A 14,422-nucleotide genomic window follows, 5' to 3' on the forward strand; every position below is an offset into this window, starting at 1 on the left:
ATCCTCGCAATAGCACGGCTATTGCTGCGGTGTCGCGCCTTGTATCCCATCCCGCACAGACACTGGCGCGGCACCGAGGAGATCGTAAACACGTTCTAAGAGCCTGCAGCCTTTTTGCGCACAGAAAAAGAAGCTTGTCAAACAATGGAAAAACACCTACTAGCGCCTGCCAGATCTCGACCTGGATCAATCAATAGTGAGAATGATTCTCATAAAATAACTTCGTATCCAGGCGTTACGTCGATTTAGAAAGGAAGTGGGTCAATGCATAGTTTGTGGACACGCCGCAAGGCGCTCAGCGGGTTGGGGGTGGTTTTGAGTCTGACCCTGGCCTCGCCTCAGGCATTGGCCCAGGCCACGCAAAGCGTGAAGATCAAGGACAACAGCGGCGAGGTGACTGTGCCTCTCAAGCCCAAGACCGTGCTGGTGTACGACCTGGGTGCGCTGGACATCATCCAGACCCTGGGCGGCGATGTCAGCGGCGTTCCCAACCAGGCTGTGCCCGAGATGCTGTCCAAGTTCAAGGACGCCTCCAAATACCCGCACATCGGCAGCCTGTTCGAGCCCGACTACGAAAAGATCAAGGCCCTCAAGCCCGATCTCATCATCGCCGGCAACCGCACCCTGCCCAAGATTGCCGAGCTCAAGAAGTTCGCGCCGGTGCTGGATGTCACCCTCGACAACCAGAACCAGATGCAGCACGTCTATCGCAACATCCGCAGCATTGCCGCCATCTACGGCGTGCCTGAAAAGGGCGAGCAGCAGATCAGCGAGATCGAAACTGCAATCACCGACTTCAAGGGCAAGGTTGCCGGCAAGGGCGATGCGCTGTTCGTCATGACCAACGGCGGCAAGCTCAGCGTCTATGGCCCGGGCTCGCGCTTCGACATGGTGTATTCGGTGTTCGGCGTCAGCCCCATCAAGAACGAGATCGAAGTCTCCAAGCACGGCCAGGCCGTGTCGTTCGAGTACCTGCTCAAGACCAATCCCGAGTGGCTGCTGGTACTCGACCGCGATGCCGCCATCGGCAAGGAAGGCGATGCCGCGAGAAAGCTGCTGGACAACAAGCTCATGCACGCCACCAAGGCCTGGCGCAAGCAGCAGATCGTCTACCTGAATGCGGCCAACTGGTACATCCTGTCGAACTCCAGCCCCACCGCAATCAAGGAGAACCTCAAGCAGCTGTCGGATGCATTCTCCAAGTAGACATTTGTCCGCCGGGCGCAATGCCCTGGCATGGACCGGGGCCCTCGCGGCCCTTTTTGCATTGGCGCTGTGGAGTCTTTCCGTGGGCGTGAGCGATGTGTCCTGGAACACCTTGTGGTCGGATAACGAGGACCAGATGGTGGCCCAGGTGCTCATGTATTCGCGCCTTCCGCGCACCCTGGCCCTGATGCTGGCCGGCAGCGCCATGGCCGTGGCCGGGCTGCTGATGCAGATGCTGGCACGTAACCACTTCGTCGAGCCCTCGACCATGGGCACGGTGGAATCGGCCACGCTGGGCATACTCGCCACCATGCTCTGGGCGCCGCACTGGCCCGTGGTGGCCAAGATGGGGGTTTCGGCCGTCACGGCCCTCGCAGGCACGGCCTTGTTCATGGCCGTGCTCGCGCGCATTCGTTTGCGCTCGGCCTGGATCGTGCCACTGGTGGGGCTGATCCTGGCCGGCGTAATCGAGGCCGCAACCACCTTTCTCGCCTACCAGCACGACATGATCCAGTCGCTGCGGGCCTTCTCCAACGGCGACTTTTCCGTGGTCGTCGAAGGCCGCTACGAAATGCTGTGGCTGTCCCTGGCGCTGACGGCCCTGGCCTGCCTCGCAGCCGACCGTTTCACGGTCGCAGGCCTTGGTGAATCCTTTGCCACCAACCTCGGGCTCAACTACAAGCGCCTGGTGCTGCAAGGCCTGATCGTGGTGTCTGTGGTCACCGCCTGCATTGTGGTCACCGTGGGCTCGATTCCGTTCGTCGGCCTGATTGTTCCCAACGTGGTGCGCCTCATCCTCGGCGACAGCGTGCGTCGCAGCGTTCTCTGGGTGGCCACCGCCGGCGCGGCCCTGACCTTGTTGTGCGACCTGTTCGGGCGCCTCGTCATCGCTCCCTATGAAATCCCCGTCGGCACCGTCATGGGCGTGGTCGGCAGCGCCTTGTTCCTCGTCATCCTGCTGCGCCGCCGCGCAGCCCACTAGCCATGGAACAAACACTGACTCTTGCAACGCCCTCGCGCCCGCCCCTTTGGTCCTCACGCCGCCTGCGCCTGGGCCTGCTCACGGCCATGGCGCTGGTCGCAGCCCTGTGCTTCATGACGCTGGGCGTGGAAGCAGAATGGGACTTTGTGCTGCGGCATCGCGGCACAAAGCTGCTGGCCATGCTGATCGTGGCCAGCGCACTGGGCATGTCCACGGTGGTCTTTCAGACCGTGACGCACAACACCATTCTCACGCCTGCGGTCATGGGGCTGGATTCGCTGTACCTGTTCCTGCAGGCGCTGATGGTCCTGGTGCTCGGCTCCATGGGCGTGGTCGCGCTCGGCACCGCGCCCAAGTACCTGATCGAGGTCATGCTCATGGTCGTGCTCAGCGTGCTGCTCATGCGCTGGCTGTTCACGGGCAATGCCAGCAGTCTGCACCTGATGCTGCTCGTGGGCATGGTCATGGGCATTCTGTTTCGCAGCATGACCAGCTTTGCCATGCGCATGATCGACCCCAACGAGTTCGCCACGCTGCAGGACCGGATGTTCGCGAACTTCAACAGCATCCATGTGGAGCTGCTCGTGCCGTCGATGGTCCTGCTGCTCCTGGGTGCCTTTTATTTCTGGCGTCAGCGCCACGTGCTGGACGTGCTGGCCCTGGGACGCGACGTGGCCCTGAACCTGGGCCTGGCCTACCAGCGCCAGGTGCTGCGCCTGCTGATCGTGGTCTGTGCGATGGTCGCCATTTCCACGGCCCTGGTCGGCCCCGTGACCTTTTTCGGGCTGCTCGTGGCCAATCTTGCCTACCACTGGATGGGCACGCGCCGCCACGGCTGGGTTCTGCCGGCTGCCGTGCTCTGGGGCGGCCTGCTGCTGCTGGGCGGGCAGGTGATACTGGAGCAGGTGCTGGGCTTTAACTCGGCCCTGTCGGTGATCGTTGAATTCGTGGGCGGCCTGGTGTTCATCTGGCTGCTGATGCGCAAGGGTAGGCAATGATAGAAACGCGCGGCGTAGTCAAGCGCCATGGCAGCACCACGGTGCTGCACTCTGTGGACACGCAGATTCCTGCGGGCAAGTTCACGGCCATCATCGGTCCCAACGGGGCCGGCAAGAGCACCCTGCTGTCCATGATCAGCCGGCTGGCGCCCATCAGCGCGGGCCAGGTGCTGATCAACGGACTGGATGTGGCCACCACGGCCAGCGACGCCCTGGCCAAGGTCATGGCCATACTGCGCCAGGAAAACCAGGCCTCGCTGCGCCTGACGGTGCGCGACCTGGTGAGCTTTGGGCGCTTTCCGCACAGCAAGGGCCGCATGACGCCCGAGGACACGCGCCATGTGGATCAGGCCCTGGACTTCCTCCAGCTGGATGAGCTTGCCGAACGCTATCTGGACGAGCTCTCCGGCGGCCAGCGCCAGCGTGCCTACATCGCCATGGTGCTGTGCCAGGACACACCCTACATCCTGCTGGACGAGCCCTTGAACAACCTGGACATGGCCCATGCCGTGCGCATGATGCAGCTGCTGCGCCGCCTAGTGCGCGAGCGCGGCAAGACCGTGGTCGTGGTTTTGCATGACATCAACTTCGCCAGCTGCTATGTGGACCACATCATCGCCATGAAGCAGGGCCATGTGGTGCGCGAAGGCACGCCGCTGGAGGTGGTGCGGGATGAAGTGCTGACCAGGCTCTACGGCATTCCCGTGAGCGTGCACGAAATCAAGGGCCAGCGCCTGTGCCATTACTTTGACCTGGCCTGAGTTCTCAGTGCGTGTTCACGCTCTCAGCGCGTGTTCACGATCTCCTCGCAGCGCGCCAGTGTCTTTGCGGGATGGGATACGAGGCGCGACACCGCAGCAATAGCCGTGCTATTGCGAGGATTCGCAACTCTGTAGGCCGCCCGCAAAGGCACTGTCCCAGGGGGCGGCTGGCGGACCCGTCAACCGGGCACCTGATCAGGCAGGGAGCTCAGGAATGCAGCTCCGGATCCTGAATGCTCTTGTACATGTGAACCATGCTCTGGTAGCCCTGGCCTGTGCTGAAAGCCATGGGCTCAATGCCAAAGCTGTGAAAGCCCAGACTCTCGTACAGAGCGATGGCGCTGCGGTTGCGCTCGGCCACGCTCAGCAGGAGGGCCTTGATGCCCGAGCGCTGCTCCACATGCTGAAGGGCCGCATGCATGAGCCTGCGCCCAAGGCCTCTTGCGCGCCAGGCCTCCTGCACATACACACCGATGACATGGGCCTTGTGCCTGGTCTTGGGCCGGCTGGAAAACAGCAAAGTCACCGCACCACACAGCTGCCCGCCAACAAAAGCGCCGAAAGCCAGACCTGCCCCCTCGGGATCGGCAATGCGTTTTTCCCACCATGAAGCAGGAACCTCGGCGCATTCCTCAGGTGTCGTCAAAAAGGCCTCGGGAGAGTGCTCATAGCCATACAGCATGAGCTGCCTGTAAGCCAGGGCATGTTCAACTCTCAGCGGAATGATTTGCACCGGCAGCTCTCCTATGAAAAGACAGCATTTTGTGTCGCTTTCAGGAGACTGGCACTCAATCAGAGAACGCTTCAGGGGGTTTCCAGCTGGGACACAGCAACTCACACCCTGGACACGGGCCGGCCCTGGGCCTGGCGAGCGGCCACAAAAGCCTCGAAGGCCTGGGCACTGGTCTTGCGCGGCGCATAGCCCCAGGCCTTGAGTGCCTGGTTGCTGAGCACGGGCCTGTAGCGCAGAAAATCCAGCTGCTCGGGGCCGTAGCGGCTCAGCCCCAGGCGCGAACCCGCCCACAGCACCGTGCGCAGCAGGCTTGCTGGTAGATTGAGCGTGGGTTTTCCCAGGCGAGCGGCGATCTCGTGAATGTTCAAGGCGCCGTCGCCTGCGAGGTTGTAGCAGCCGGGCACGGCACCGCCCAGCGCATGCAAGATGGCGCCGGTCACATCCTCGTCCCAGATGAACACAAAGGGACTGTCACTGCCGCGTATCGCCAAAAGACGCGACTTCTCGAACAAGGCCGTGATCTGGTTGTCCACGCGCTCACCCAGGATCGTGCCTATGCGCAGCACGGTCTGCGCCAGTTGCGGGTGCTGCGCGCGCCGCTCGGCCAGCATTTCCTCGACCAGGCGCTTGTGGTCGGAATAGGCAAAGACCTCGTTGCCGCGCAAAGGATGGGATTCGCTGATCCAGGGCGCATTGTCAGCGTGATAGCCATAGGCCGCACCGCTGGAGGACACGACCACATGGCTCACGCCCCGGGCCTGGCAGGCATCGAGCACATTGCGCGTGCCGTTCACGTCCACATCGTATTCAAACGCCCGGCTGGACTGCTTGCCCGGCGTGACGATGGAAGCCAGATGGACCACGGTGTCTATGCCGTGCTCGTCCAGGGTCTGGGCGAGGCGCGCATCACGCACGTCCTGCACCTGGTAGTGCACGCCCTGCAGGCGACGCTGGTGCGGCACGTCGCGCACATCGAGGGCCACCACATGAGTGTCAGGCCTTCGCGCAAGAGCTGTCACCAGGCCACGGCCCAGAAAGCCATCGCCTCCCGTGACCAGAATGCGGCGGGCACGCTGTGGAATGCTTTTCACAGGGACTCCTTTGCGAGAACAGGCGCGCCTTGCGCCGGCCTGCGCCCCCACCACGAAGCCAGGGCCAGGCCCGCGAGGATGTCCCAAAAGCCCCAGACCCCGGCCACCACGGCCATGCCGCCCAGGCCGCCGAAAAAGCTGAAGATCAGCACCAGGCCCAGCCCTGCGTTGCGTATGCCGACCTCGATGGCGACGGCACGGCGCTCATAGTCGGCCAGGCCCGTGAGACGGGCACACACATAGCCCGTGGCAAAGGCCAGTGCATCATGCAAGGCCACGGCCAGCAGCACCAGGCCCACATAGTCGAGGAAGAAGCGCCAGTTGCCCGCAATCGCCCCCAGGATGAAGCCCACCAGGGCCAGCAGGCTCAGAATGCGCACGGGTTTTTTCATGCGCGCCACTGCGGCCGGAAAGGCCTGGGCGCACCATACGCCCAGCACAAAGGGCAGACCGATGATGAGCACGATATGGCCGACCATCTCCAGCGGGTCGAGTGCAATCGTCTGCAGCAGCGCCGAGGCCTTGGGATGCATGGCGCCCCAGAACGCGAAGTTCAGCGGCATAAGCACCACGGACAAGGCGTTGGAGATCGCCGTCATGGACACCGACAGCGCCACATTGCCGCCCGCGCGGTGCGTGAGTATGTTGGAGATGTTCCCGGGCGGGCAGCACGCCACGAGGATCATACCCAGCGCAATGCTGGGCCCCACATCCAGCAGCAGGGTCAGCCCATAGGTCACGGCAGGCAGTACCAGGAACTGGGCCGCAATGCCCACGGCCATGGCCCAGGGCATGCGGGCCACGCGCCTGAAGTCCTCCAGGCGCGTATCCAGCGCAATGCCATACATGAGAAAGGCCAGCACGCCATTGAGCAGCATCAGCGAGGCCGGGTTGAAGTTCAGGCGTATCTCGTCCACGGGCAGCATGGCGTCTCCTCTTGTTTTTTCGTCCAACCATCAAAGCAGTTGCTGCGCGGCCTTGCGCACGGCGGCGCGATAACTGTCCTTGTGCACGTAATAGGCCATGCGCTCGAGCTGCAGGTAGTTGTAGCCGCCCCTGAGGTCGGGTGCGGGGCCGGCGATCGCACGCTCCAGCGCATGCGCTGCCGGCCTGTCATCGTCGAGCCCTTTGAAATAGCGCGCCACCAGTTCGGCCTGCTCGCAGCGGCCCTGCCAGCCAATGCCGCTGGCCTCGATCATGCCCAGCACGGCCAGGCGCCTGAAGCGCGGGGCAAAAATATTCATGTAGAGCCTGGGCGCCATGCCCTGCCAGTTCAGATGCTCGCGATCGATGAACGGGTAGTGCAGCGTATAGCCCGTGGCGGCCAGCACCATGTCGTAGTCCTGCTGCGAGCCATCCTTGAAGTGCACGGTATGACCATCAAAGCGCGCGATATCGGCCTTGACGTGAATGTCGCCATGGCCCAGGTGGTGCAGGATGAGCGAGTTCACGATGGGATGGGACTCGTACATCTTGTACTCGGGCTTCGGAAAGCCGAAGCGCGTGGGATCGCCCGTAAACCACTTGAGCACGATGGCGTCCACCTTCTGCTTGAGCCAGGGCGGCAGCGGGCGCTTGCCGCCCAGCGTGTCCGCAGGCTTGCCGAACACGTACTTGGGCACGAAGTAATAGCCGCGGCGCACGGAAATATCCACGCTCCGGGCTGAGTGCACGGCATCCACAGCGATATCGCAGCCCGAATTTCCCGCGCCCACGATGAGTACGCGCCGGTCTTTGAACTGCTCGGCGCTCTTGTAGTCGCTGGTGTGCAGCAACTGGCCTGCGAACCGGCCCTCGAAACGCGGCATATTCGCTTCGGCCAGGGTCCCGTTGGCAATCACCACGCCCTTGTATTCGGCAGTTTCCTGGCCGCCATCGTCGCGTTGCAGCGTGATGCGCCAGCACGTGCCCGCATCGGCGGGATCGACGGGCTCCACACGCAGCACCCGCACACCGAAGCGAAAGTGCCGGCGCAGATCGAAGTGATCGGCAAAATCGCTGAAGTACTTTTTAAGCTCGCGGTGGCTGGGGTAATCGGCCACCTCATCGGCCATGGGGAACTCGGCAAACTCCGTGGTGCGCTTGCTTGAGATCAGATGCGCGGATTCATACACCGTGGAGCGCGGGTTCTCTATGTTCCACAGGCCTCCCACATCCCTGAAAGCCTCGAAGCCCTGAAAGGCAATGCCCAGCTTTTGCAGATTGCGCGCTCCGGCCAGGCCTGAAGGCCCTGCTCCTATAAGCGCGATCAACTCGTGCGTGGCCCGGCTGGAATCCGCCTTATTGGTAGGTGCGGATTCGGCCTGATGATCATGACGCATGGGTCTCCCTCTTTTCTTTTAGTCGGCATCGGAATCATTGCTGTACCGCTCCGGCCCGGAGCGCTCCAACCCCGGAATAACGCTTGCGCCCTGCTCACCGGGCCTGGGCTTGCGGGGCTGGCTGCTCAGCAGACTGTCATGCCAGGCATCGGGCAGGCAGGCCAGCACACGCGCGAGCCAGCCCACACGGCGCGGCAGCACGATGTGCGCCCGCCCGCGCTCCACGCCGGCCAGCAAGGCCCGGGCTGCGGCTTCGGGCTCCATGAGACCGGGCATGGCAAAGCGGTTGCCTGCGGTGAGCGCAGTGCGCAAATAGCCTGGGCTGACCGTATGCACGCTGATGGCCGTGCCGCGCAACTCGGCGCGCAGACTTTGCAGATAGCGGATCAGTCCACCCTTGCTCGCGCAATACGCGCCATTGCCGGGCATTCCGCGCCAGCCGGCAATGCTGGCCACGCCCACCAGCGCGCAGGCTCGATCGGGCTCGGTGCGTAAAACGTTCAAGAAAGGCGAGAACGTGGTCGCTGGCCCGAGAAGATTGATCTCCAGCATGCGGCGCATCACGGCCAGATCCCCGATCTCCGCCGTATCAAAGCCCCCGGCCACGCCTGCATTGGCAATCACCAGATCCGGCAGACCTGCACGCGCCATCCAGTCCCGGGCCACCTGCTGCATGGCCTGGGCACGGCTGACATCGGGCGTATAGACACCACAGCGCCCCGGGGCCGAGGCTGCCAGTGCCTCGAGTGCGGGCCTGTCCAGGCCCAGCAGCGCAACATGGGCACCTTGTGCCAAAAGCGTGCGTGCCAGTGCCTGGCCCAGACCACCGCAGGCGCCGGTGACAACGGCATTCTGAAAACCATGGCGTAAAACGGTTGCAGATCTCATGCGATAGCTGCCATCAAACAAACTTGCCGCAACTCTAGGCCTTATGCCTAGAATGCTTGAAATTTTTGCGAATTTGTCTCGAATTTTGAGATTTATGCAAGAAACCTCAAGCTCACCAGGCCTGCGCCTGTTCGATCTGCTGGAAATCCTGGTGCGCGAAGCCAGGCCCTTGACCTTGGCCGAGGCCGTGGCCGCCAGCGGCTGGCCCAAGCCCAGCGTGCACAGACTGCTGATTCAGCTGGAATCCGGCGGCCTGCTGACACGCGCCCTCGACGGGCGGCGCTATGCGCCCACGACGCGCCTGCTCAACCTTGCCGAAGCTGTTCTGACGTCGGGTGCGCGGCACGGCGTACGCCACGCGGTGCTGCGCCAATTGGTGGCCGATGTGGGCGAGAGCTGCAATCTCACGGCGCTCGCAGGCGTGCAAGTGCTTTACCTGGATCGGATTGAGTCGGCATTTCCCTTGCAACTCAACCTCCGGCCCGGCACCAAGGTGCCGCTGCATTGCTCAGCCAGCGGCAAGCTGCTGCTGGCACATTTGCCAGCCAGCCGGCGTGCTGCCCTGCTCGACGGCTTGCCGCTTACGCACCATACGGCGACCACACTGACCAGTCGCAGCGCCCTGGATGAGGAGTTGCGTCGCATACGCAAGACCGGCCATGCCGTGGATGCCGAAGAATTTGTGCCCGGCCTGGTCTGTGTGGCCGTCCCCGTACCCGCAAGTGATGCGCGCAGCGTGCGCTGCGCGCTGGCCCTTCAGGCCCCGAGCGCGCGCATCAGCCTGAGCCAGTTGCTCGAAAAACTACCCCGCCTCAAGGCAGCCGCCACAGCCCTGACACGTACCATGGGTTGAATGGAGAAGAGCGCCCTCTCTCGGCTATCTGCCTGCGTGAAGCAGGCCTGCATGAGACTGCATCTATGCAGCGCCACGAAGGCACGGAAAATATCTTTTTGATAGCTGGAAGCGCTCTCCAGACAAGCGTTTGAGTTCTAAAACACGCAAAACTCAAGCAATTGGAGTAGCGCCGTGGAGACAGCTCAGTTGCCTCGCTTGAGCCCCAGAGCCCCCAGCATTTGCCCTGTCTGCTCTTGCATTTGACTGAACAGGTTCTGCGACTGCTCCATATAGCCGCTCATCATGCTTTGCAACATGGGAGACTGCATGCGCATGAACTGCCCCCAGGCCTCAGGCGAAGTCGTATTTGACTGCTCGTTCAACTGCTTTTGGAAGTCGCTGAACATCTGCACGTTCTTTTCGATATACGCTCCCATGTAGCCCTGCATGGCATGACCATAGAAACGAATGATGTTCGCCAGCATGGCCTCGGAAAACATGGGCACGCCGCCAGCCTCCTCCTCAAGCAGGATCTGCAACAGGATGGAGCGAGTCAAATCCTCATCGGTCTTGGCATCCTTGACCAACACCGGCACATTCTCCATGACCAACTGCTTGACCTGGGCCAACGTGATGTACGAAGAGGAGCTGGTATCGTAAAGCCTTCTGTTGGGGTACTTCTTGATTACACGCTGCACAGCGGCAGTGGCTTGATTAGTGCCTTGCATTCATTCTCCTCATGCGGGACATGCCCACAAAAAACTGCCCATCATGGCAGTCGCACCCTGCTCACAGGGTATCTATTGCGGCGCAGCAGATTCTAGGCAGCCTGCCTTGACCGGAGCGCAGCACTAACCCTGACCGGCCCCATTCTTAGTGCGGTGGCGCACGCCGTCCAGAAGGATGGCCGCCACATCGCTCAAAAATACTTTCTTTCAGCGCATTTGCACTGAGCCTGAGACATTCACCACCACCTGGGTCTTGCCTGCCTCCACAGGCAGGGCATCTGCTTCTGCACCGCCAAATTTGGCCATGCTGCCGACCGCACGGGCGCGGAAAACCGGCATGACGCCACCGCCGCTGCTGTTGACGCTGACTTCGCGCAGGCTATAACCCGTGAAGCCGAAATTCCTGGCCAAGGACTCTGCGCGCTGCTTGAACTGCTCAACGGCCTTAGCCTGCGCCTGAGATTCGACCTTTTCACGGGCCTCCCTGGAAAGACCAAACTCCAAGCCGCTCAAAGGCATGTCCTGGACCTTTGAGGCCGTCTGTGTAATGCGTGCAAAGTCACGCCCCTGGAGCAGGATCTCGGCACGGCCCTGCCACCCATCGAGTTTGCCATCCTTGGCATAGCGTGGATAAACGCCGAAATTACCCGAGCTGACCTCCATCCGGCCAGCCTGCTCGGCGCTCTTGGCCTGCACCAGGGCCGCTGCCACAATTTTCTGCAACTGGGCCTGGACAGCCGATGCATCCCGGCCTTCACGCATGACGGCAAGCGTGGCCGACAACCAGTCCTGGCTGACCTCAACACTCGCATCGGCCGACAACTGCAGCACGTTTGCCGGCACCTCGACAGCCTGCGCGCGCGCAACGCCGGAAACCAACAACGCGCATGAAGCGAGAGTCAGTGGCAGTTGGGTGCGCACCAAGGATTTCAGAAGCTTGTTCATGCTTTCCCTTTCATATCTTGCGAATCCAGTTCAGATGCTTGCATCTTTACATGGGACATCGAGGCCTTACATAGGTTTCATTTCAATTAGATCCAAAAATGAAAACAAACCTGTATCAAAGGCTCTTTTTTCAGGACAACAAATGGAAAGAAACATTTATCGTCCCAAATTCAAACGCAACATTTGTAACACCAGGCAAAAGTCTAGCTATTTCCAAGGACTTTTAAACGCAGGCTGGTAACAATGGCCGCTATTACGAATGACGTAACAAGGATGACCATGGCGACTACGACAAACCGCACCGACAAGATCTTGGTCGTGGATGATGACGCACGCATCCGCGACCTGCTGCGCCGCTATCTGACGCAGGAAGGCTTCGAGATCATGATTGCCGAGGATGGCAAGGCTCTCAACCGCATCTTGCTGCGAGAGACCGTTGATCTGATCGTGCTTGACCTCATGATGCCCGGCGAAGATGGCCTCTCGATATGCCGGCGTCTGCGCTCGGCAAATGACCGCACTCCAATCATCATGCTCACGGCCAAAGGAGAGGATGTAGACCGCATCGTGGGCCTGGAAGTGGGTGCGGATGACTATCTGGGAAAACCCTTCAACCCCCGAGAGCTGCTGGCCCGCATTCACGCCGTGTTGCGCCGTCGTCCTCCTCAGGAAGCACCAGGAGCCCCTTCAGGCGACAACGAGGTGGTGAGCTTCGGCCCCTTTAGTTTCGACCTGGGCACACGTGTGCTGCAAAAAAATGGCGAAGAACTGCCCCTGACCACGGGCGAGTTCGCCATGCTAAAGGCGCTGGTACGCCACCCGCGCCAGCCTTTGTCGCGTGAAAAGCTGGCCTTGCTGGCACGTGGCCGCGAGTTCGAGCCTTTTGACCGCAGCCTTGATGTGCAGGTCTCACGCCTGCGCAAACTCATAGAAGAAGATGCAGCCGCTCCGCGCTATATACAGACTGTCTGGGGCGTGGGCTATGTATTTGTGCCTGATGGAGCGAACTGACAGCCCTAGCCGCAGCATTCAGGCTTTGCTTTCAGCCAAGCGTCCTCCAAGCCTTGTGATGGTCAAGCCCATCCCAGGGCTTTTCATGCACTGCTGTCTGTGCAGACCTGCATCGATCTGCATACCTTCATGAAAGCGTCGTACAAAGCTCCCGTTGCCTACCCACAGAAGCCTCGACAGAACTTGAGCCAGGCCTGCAGCCTTTGTCGGCCCATGCTGAAACACGACACAATAGGACACCTCACGGCCCCCCCGTCACAGCCAGGGTTCATCTTCGGCACGGCATGTGAAACTGGCATCCGATATGCCTGTACGACTCGATAAGGGCAGGCAAATGCCCCCAACCAGAAGTTCGACAAGTTTCCGATTCAGAGCTGCTGACTGAACCACCTCTTACGCCTTCGAGCAGACTACTCACAATGAGTGCCTTTCACTCCGCCCAGCCCGAGGCCACCGGCCCGGCGCCGCTTGTTTACGAGCGGCGCGCGGCGCCACGCTCGCCTCTGGGGCTCAATCTTTTCTGGCGTACCTTTTGTTTGCTCGCCCTGCTGCTTGTGGGCAGCATTCTTGCCTGGCTGCAGACACTGCGGGCCTTCGAGTTCGAGCCGCGCACCCTGCATACTGCTCAGCAGATTGCCTCGCTGGTCAATCTGAGCCGCGCAGCCCTGGTCCACTCCGATGCCATCAACCGCGTCTCGCTGATCAAGACCATGGCCGATCAGGAAGGGGTGCGCATTCTGCCGCGCGAGCCCGGCGACAGCTTCGAGCTGCTCGATCAAAGCACGCTGGGCAAGCGCCTGACCGAAGAGCTGACCCGTCGTCTCGGCTACGGCACGATTGTTGCCCGTAGCGTCAATGGTGAACCAGGCCTGTGGGTTGGCTTTACCATCAACGGCGACCGCAACTGGCTGCTCATGGACCGTTCGCGCTTCACGCCCGCCAGCGGACGAACCTGGCTGATCTGGTTGATCACGGCCGGCATTCTCTCCCTGGCTGGGGCTGCCATCATTGCGCGCCTGATCAACCACCCCCTCAAACAGCTCTCGGATGCCGCCAACCGCGTGCGCGAAGGCGACTTCGACACCAGCCAGCTCGACGAGGAGGCCGTGACCAGCGAGATTCGCGAGGTCAACATAGGCTTTAACCGCATGGCACAGAAACTGGCCAAGCTGGAGCAAGACCGCGCCGTCATGCTGGCAGGCATCTCTCATGACCTGCGCACGCCCCTGGCCCGGCTGCGCCTGGAAACCGAGATGAGCGTCATCGACGAAGTGGCACGCGAGCACATGGTGGCCGACATCGTGCAGCTCGATGCCACCATAGACAAATTTTTGGACTATGCCCGCCCCGACCATGTGACGCTCGGGCCCGTGAACCTGCTGGCCGTGGTGTCGTCCTGCGTCTACGCAGTGCAGGATCACCATGAGCTCCAGATCAACATGAACGTACCCGAGGGTCTGTTCGTGCTCGCCGACGAGGTGGAACTCGCGCGCGTCATCTCCAACCTGTTCGAAAACGCACGCCGGTACGGCAAGACGCCGGACACCGAAACCACCTATGTGGATGTCAGCGCCAAGGATCGTGAAAGCTGGGTCGTGGTACGCATACGCGACCACGGCCTGGGCGTGCCATCAGATCATCTGCCGAATCTGACCCAGCCTTTTTTCCGCGGCGACTCGGCACGCACAGCAGCCGCAGGCGCAGGCCTGGGCCTGTCCATCGTGGACAAGACCGTGCAGCGCATGGGTGGCGTGTTTGCGCTGTCCAACTCCTCCACGGGTGGCCTGGTGGCCCATGTGCAATTGCAGCGCGCCACCAACGTGGTCAAGGGTGATGAGCCCGAGCAGCGCCTGCAGCGTCCGCAGATCAAGCGCCAGTTGCCTCCGCGCCGAAATGGCGGCGAGGGAGAGACCTTGCTTTGAA

14 protein-coding genes are annotated in these 14,422 nt (G+C 61.6%); 7 read left to right on the forward strand and 7 right to left on the reverse strand.

Annotated features, from left to right (window positions below; translation table 11 throughout):
- Nucleotides 1-264: 264 nt before the first annotated feature.
- The 4 genes from G486_RS0107090 (at nucleotide 265) to G486_RS0107105 (ending at nucleotide 3,947) form a co-directional block, all read left to right on the forward strand.
- Nucleotides 265-1,206 (forward strand): siderophore ABC transporter substrate-binding protein, encoded by a 942-nt coding sequence (locus tag G486_RS0107090; RefSeq protein ID WP_051303252.1) that lies wholly within the window; start codon nucleotides 265-267, stop codon nucleotides 1,204-1,206.
- Entirely contained in the window at nucleotides 1,190-2,188 is a 999-nt protein-coding gene (locus G486_RS0107095; RefSeq protein ID WP_051303254.1) for an ABC transporter permease, read from the forward strand. The genes G486_RS0107090 and G486_RS0107095 overlap by 17 nt, the downstream gene beginning before the upstream one ends.
- Nucleotides 2,189-2,274: 86 nt before the next feature.
- Nucleotides 2,275-3,186: an iron chelate uptake ABC transporter family permease subunit gene (locus G486_RS0107100; RefSeq protein ID WP_245587273.1), complete on the forward strand. Its 912-nt coding sequence runs from the start codon at nucleotides 2,275-2,277 to the stop codon at nucleotides 3,184-3,186.
- Complete coding sequence (locus tag G486_RS0107105) at nucleotides 3,183-3,947, forward strand: iron ABC transporter ATP-binding protein (protein ID WP_027014918.1); 765 nt, start codon at nucleotides 3,183-3,185, stop codon at nucleotides 3,945-3,947. Before G486_RS0107100 ends, G486_RS0107105 begins: the two co-directional genes overlap by 4 nt.
- Before the next feature lie 208 nt (nucleotides 3,948-4,155).
- Here the strand turns inward: G486_RS0107105 and G486_RS0107110 are convergent, their stop codons facing one another.
- The 5 genes from G486_RS0107110 to G486_RS21705 form a co-directional block, all read right to left on the reverse strand.
- Nucleotides 4,156-4,680 carry a GNAT family N-acetyltransferase gene (locus tag G486_RS0107110; RefSeq protein WP_034386858.1) on the reverse strand — a complete coding sequence of 175 codons (525 nt, stop codon included), beginning with the start codon at nucleotides 4,678-4,680 and terminating at the stop codon, nucleotides 4,156-4,158.
- A 101-nt stretch (nucleotides 4,681-4,781) separates the two neighbouring features.
- The gene (locus G486_RS0107115) at nucleotides 4,782-5,771 is read right to left on the reverse strand and encodes an NAD-dependent epimerase/dehydratase family protein (protein ID WP_027014920.1); all 990 of its coding nucleotides are present in this window, start codon (nucleotides 5,769-5,771) and stop codon (nucleotides 4,782-4,784) included.
- Nucleotides 5,768-6,697 (reverse strand): bile acid:sodium symporter family protein, encoded by a 930-nt coding sequence (locus G486_RS0107120; RefSeq protein ID WP_027014921.1) that lies wholly within the window; start codon nucleotides 6,695-6,697, stop codon nucleotides 5,768-5,770. Before G486_RS0107120 ends, G486_RS0107115 begins: the two co-directional genes overlap by 4 nt.
- 30 nt (nucleotides 6,698-6,727) lie before the next feature.
- Nucleotides 6,728-8,092, reverse strand: coding sequence for a flavin-containing monooxygenase (locus G486_RS0107125; RefSeq protein WP_051303258.1), 1,365 nt, complete (start codon nucleotides 8,090-8,092; stop codon nucleotides 6,728-6,730).
- Nucleotides 8,093-8,110: 18 nt separating this feature from the next.
- Nucleotides 8,111-8,980, reverse strand: a complete 870-nt coding sequence (locus G486_RS21705) for an SDR family NAD(P)-dependent oxidoreductase (protein WP_051303289.1) — start codon at nucleotides 8,978-8,980, stop codon at nucleotides 8,111-8,113.
- A 94-nt stretch (nucleotides 8,981-9,074) separates the two neighbouring features.
- Between G486_RS21705 and G486_RS0107135 the strand changes: the two genes are divergently transcribed.
- Complete coding sequence (locus G486_RS0107135) at nucleotides 9,075-9,833, forward strand: IclR family transcriptional regulator (protein ID WP_051303261.1); 759 nt, start codon at nucleotides 9,075-9,077, stop codon at nucleotides 9,831-9,833.
- A gap of 185 nt (nucleotides 9,834-10,018) precedes the next feature.
- Here G486_RS0107135 and phaR read toward each other — a convergent pair whose 3' ends face one another.
- Complete coding sequence (gene phaR / locus G486_RS0107140) at nucleotides 10,019-10,543, reverse strand: polyhydroxyalkanoate synthesis repressor PhaR (protein ID WP_027014924.1); 525 nt, start codon at nucleotides 10,541-10,543, stop codon at nucleotides 10,019-10,021.
- A 207-nt stretch (nucleotides 10,544-10,750) separates the two neighbouring features.
- The gene (locus G486_RS0107145; protein ID WP_027014925.1) at nucleotides 10,751-11,488 is read right to left on the reverse strand and encodes an SIMPL domain-containing protein; all 738 of its coding nucleotides are present in this window, start codon (nucleotides 11,486-11,488) and stop codon (nucleotides 10,751-10,753) included.
- 273 nt (nucleotides 11,489-11,761) lie between these two features.
- Here G486_RS0107145 and ompR point away from each other — a divergent pair, with 273 nt between their 5' ends.
- Together ompR and G486_RS0107155 are read left to right on the forward strand one after the other, a co-directional pair.
- The gene (gene ompR, locus G486_RS0107150; protein WP_156919938.1) at nucleotides 11,762-12,499 is read left to right on the forward strand and encodes an osmolarity response regulator transcription factor OmpR; all 738 of its coding nucleotides are present in this window, start codon (nucleotides 11,762-11,764) and stop codon (nucleotides 12,497-12,499) included.
- A 419-nt stretch (nucleotides 12,500-12,918) separates the two neighbouring features.
- The gene (locus G486_RS0107155; protein WP_027014927.1) at nucleotides 12,919-14,421 is read left to right on the forward strand and encodes an ATP-binding protein; all 1,503 of its coding nucleotides are present in this window, start codon (nucleotides 12,919-12,921) and stop codon (nucleotides 14,419-14,421) included.
- Nucleotide 14,422 lies beyond the last annotated feature (1 nt).

Source organism: Comamonas composti DSM 21721 (genome assembly GCF_000429845.1).
Taxonomy (GTDB): domain Bacteria; phylum Pseudomonadota; class Gammaproteobacteria; order Burkholderiales; family Burkholderiaceae_C; genus Comamonas; species Comamonas composti.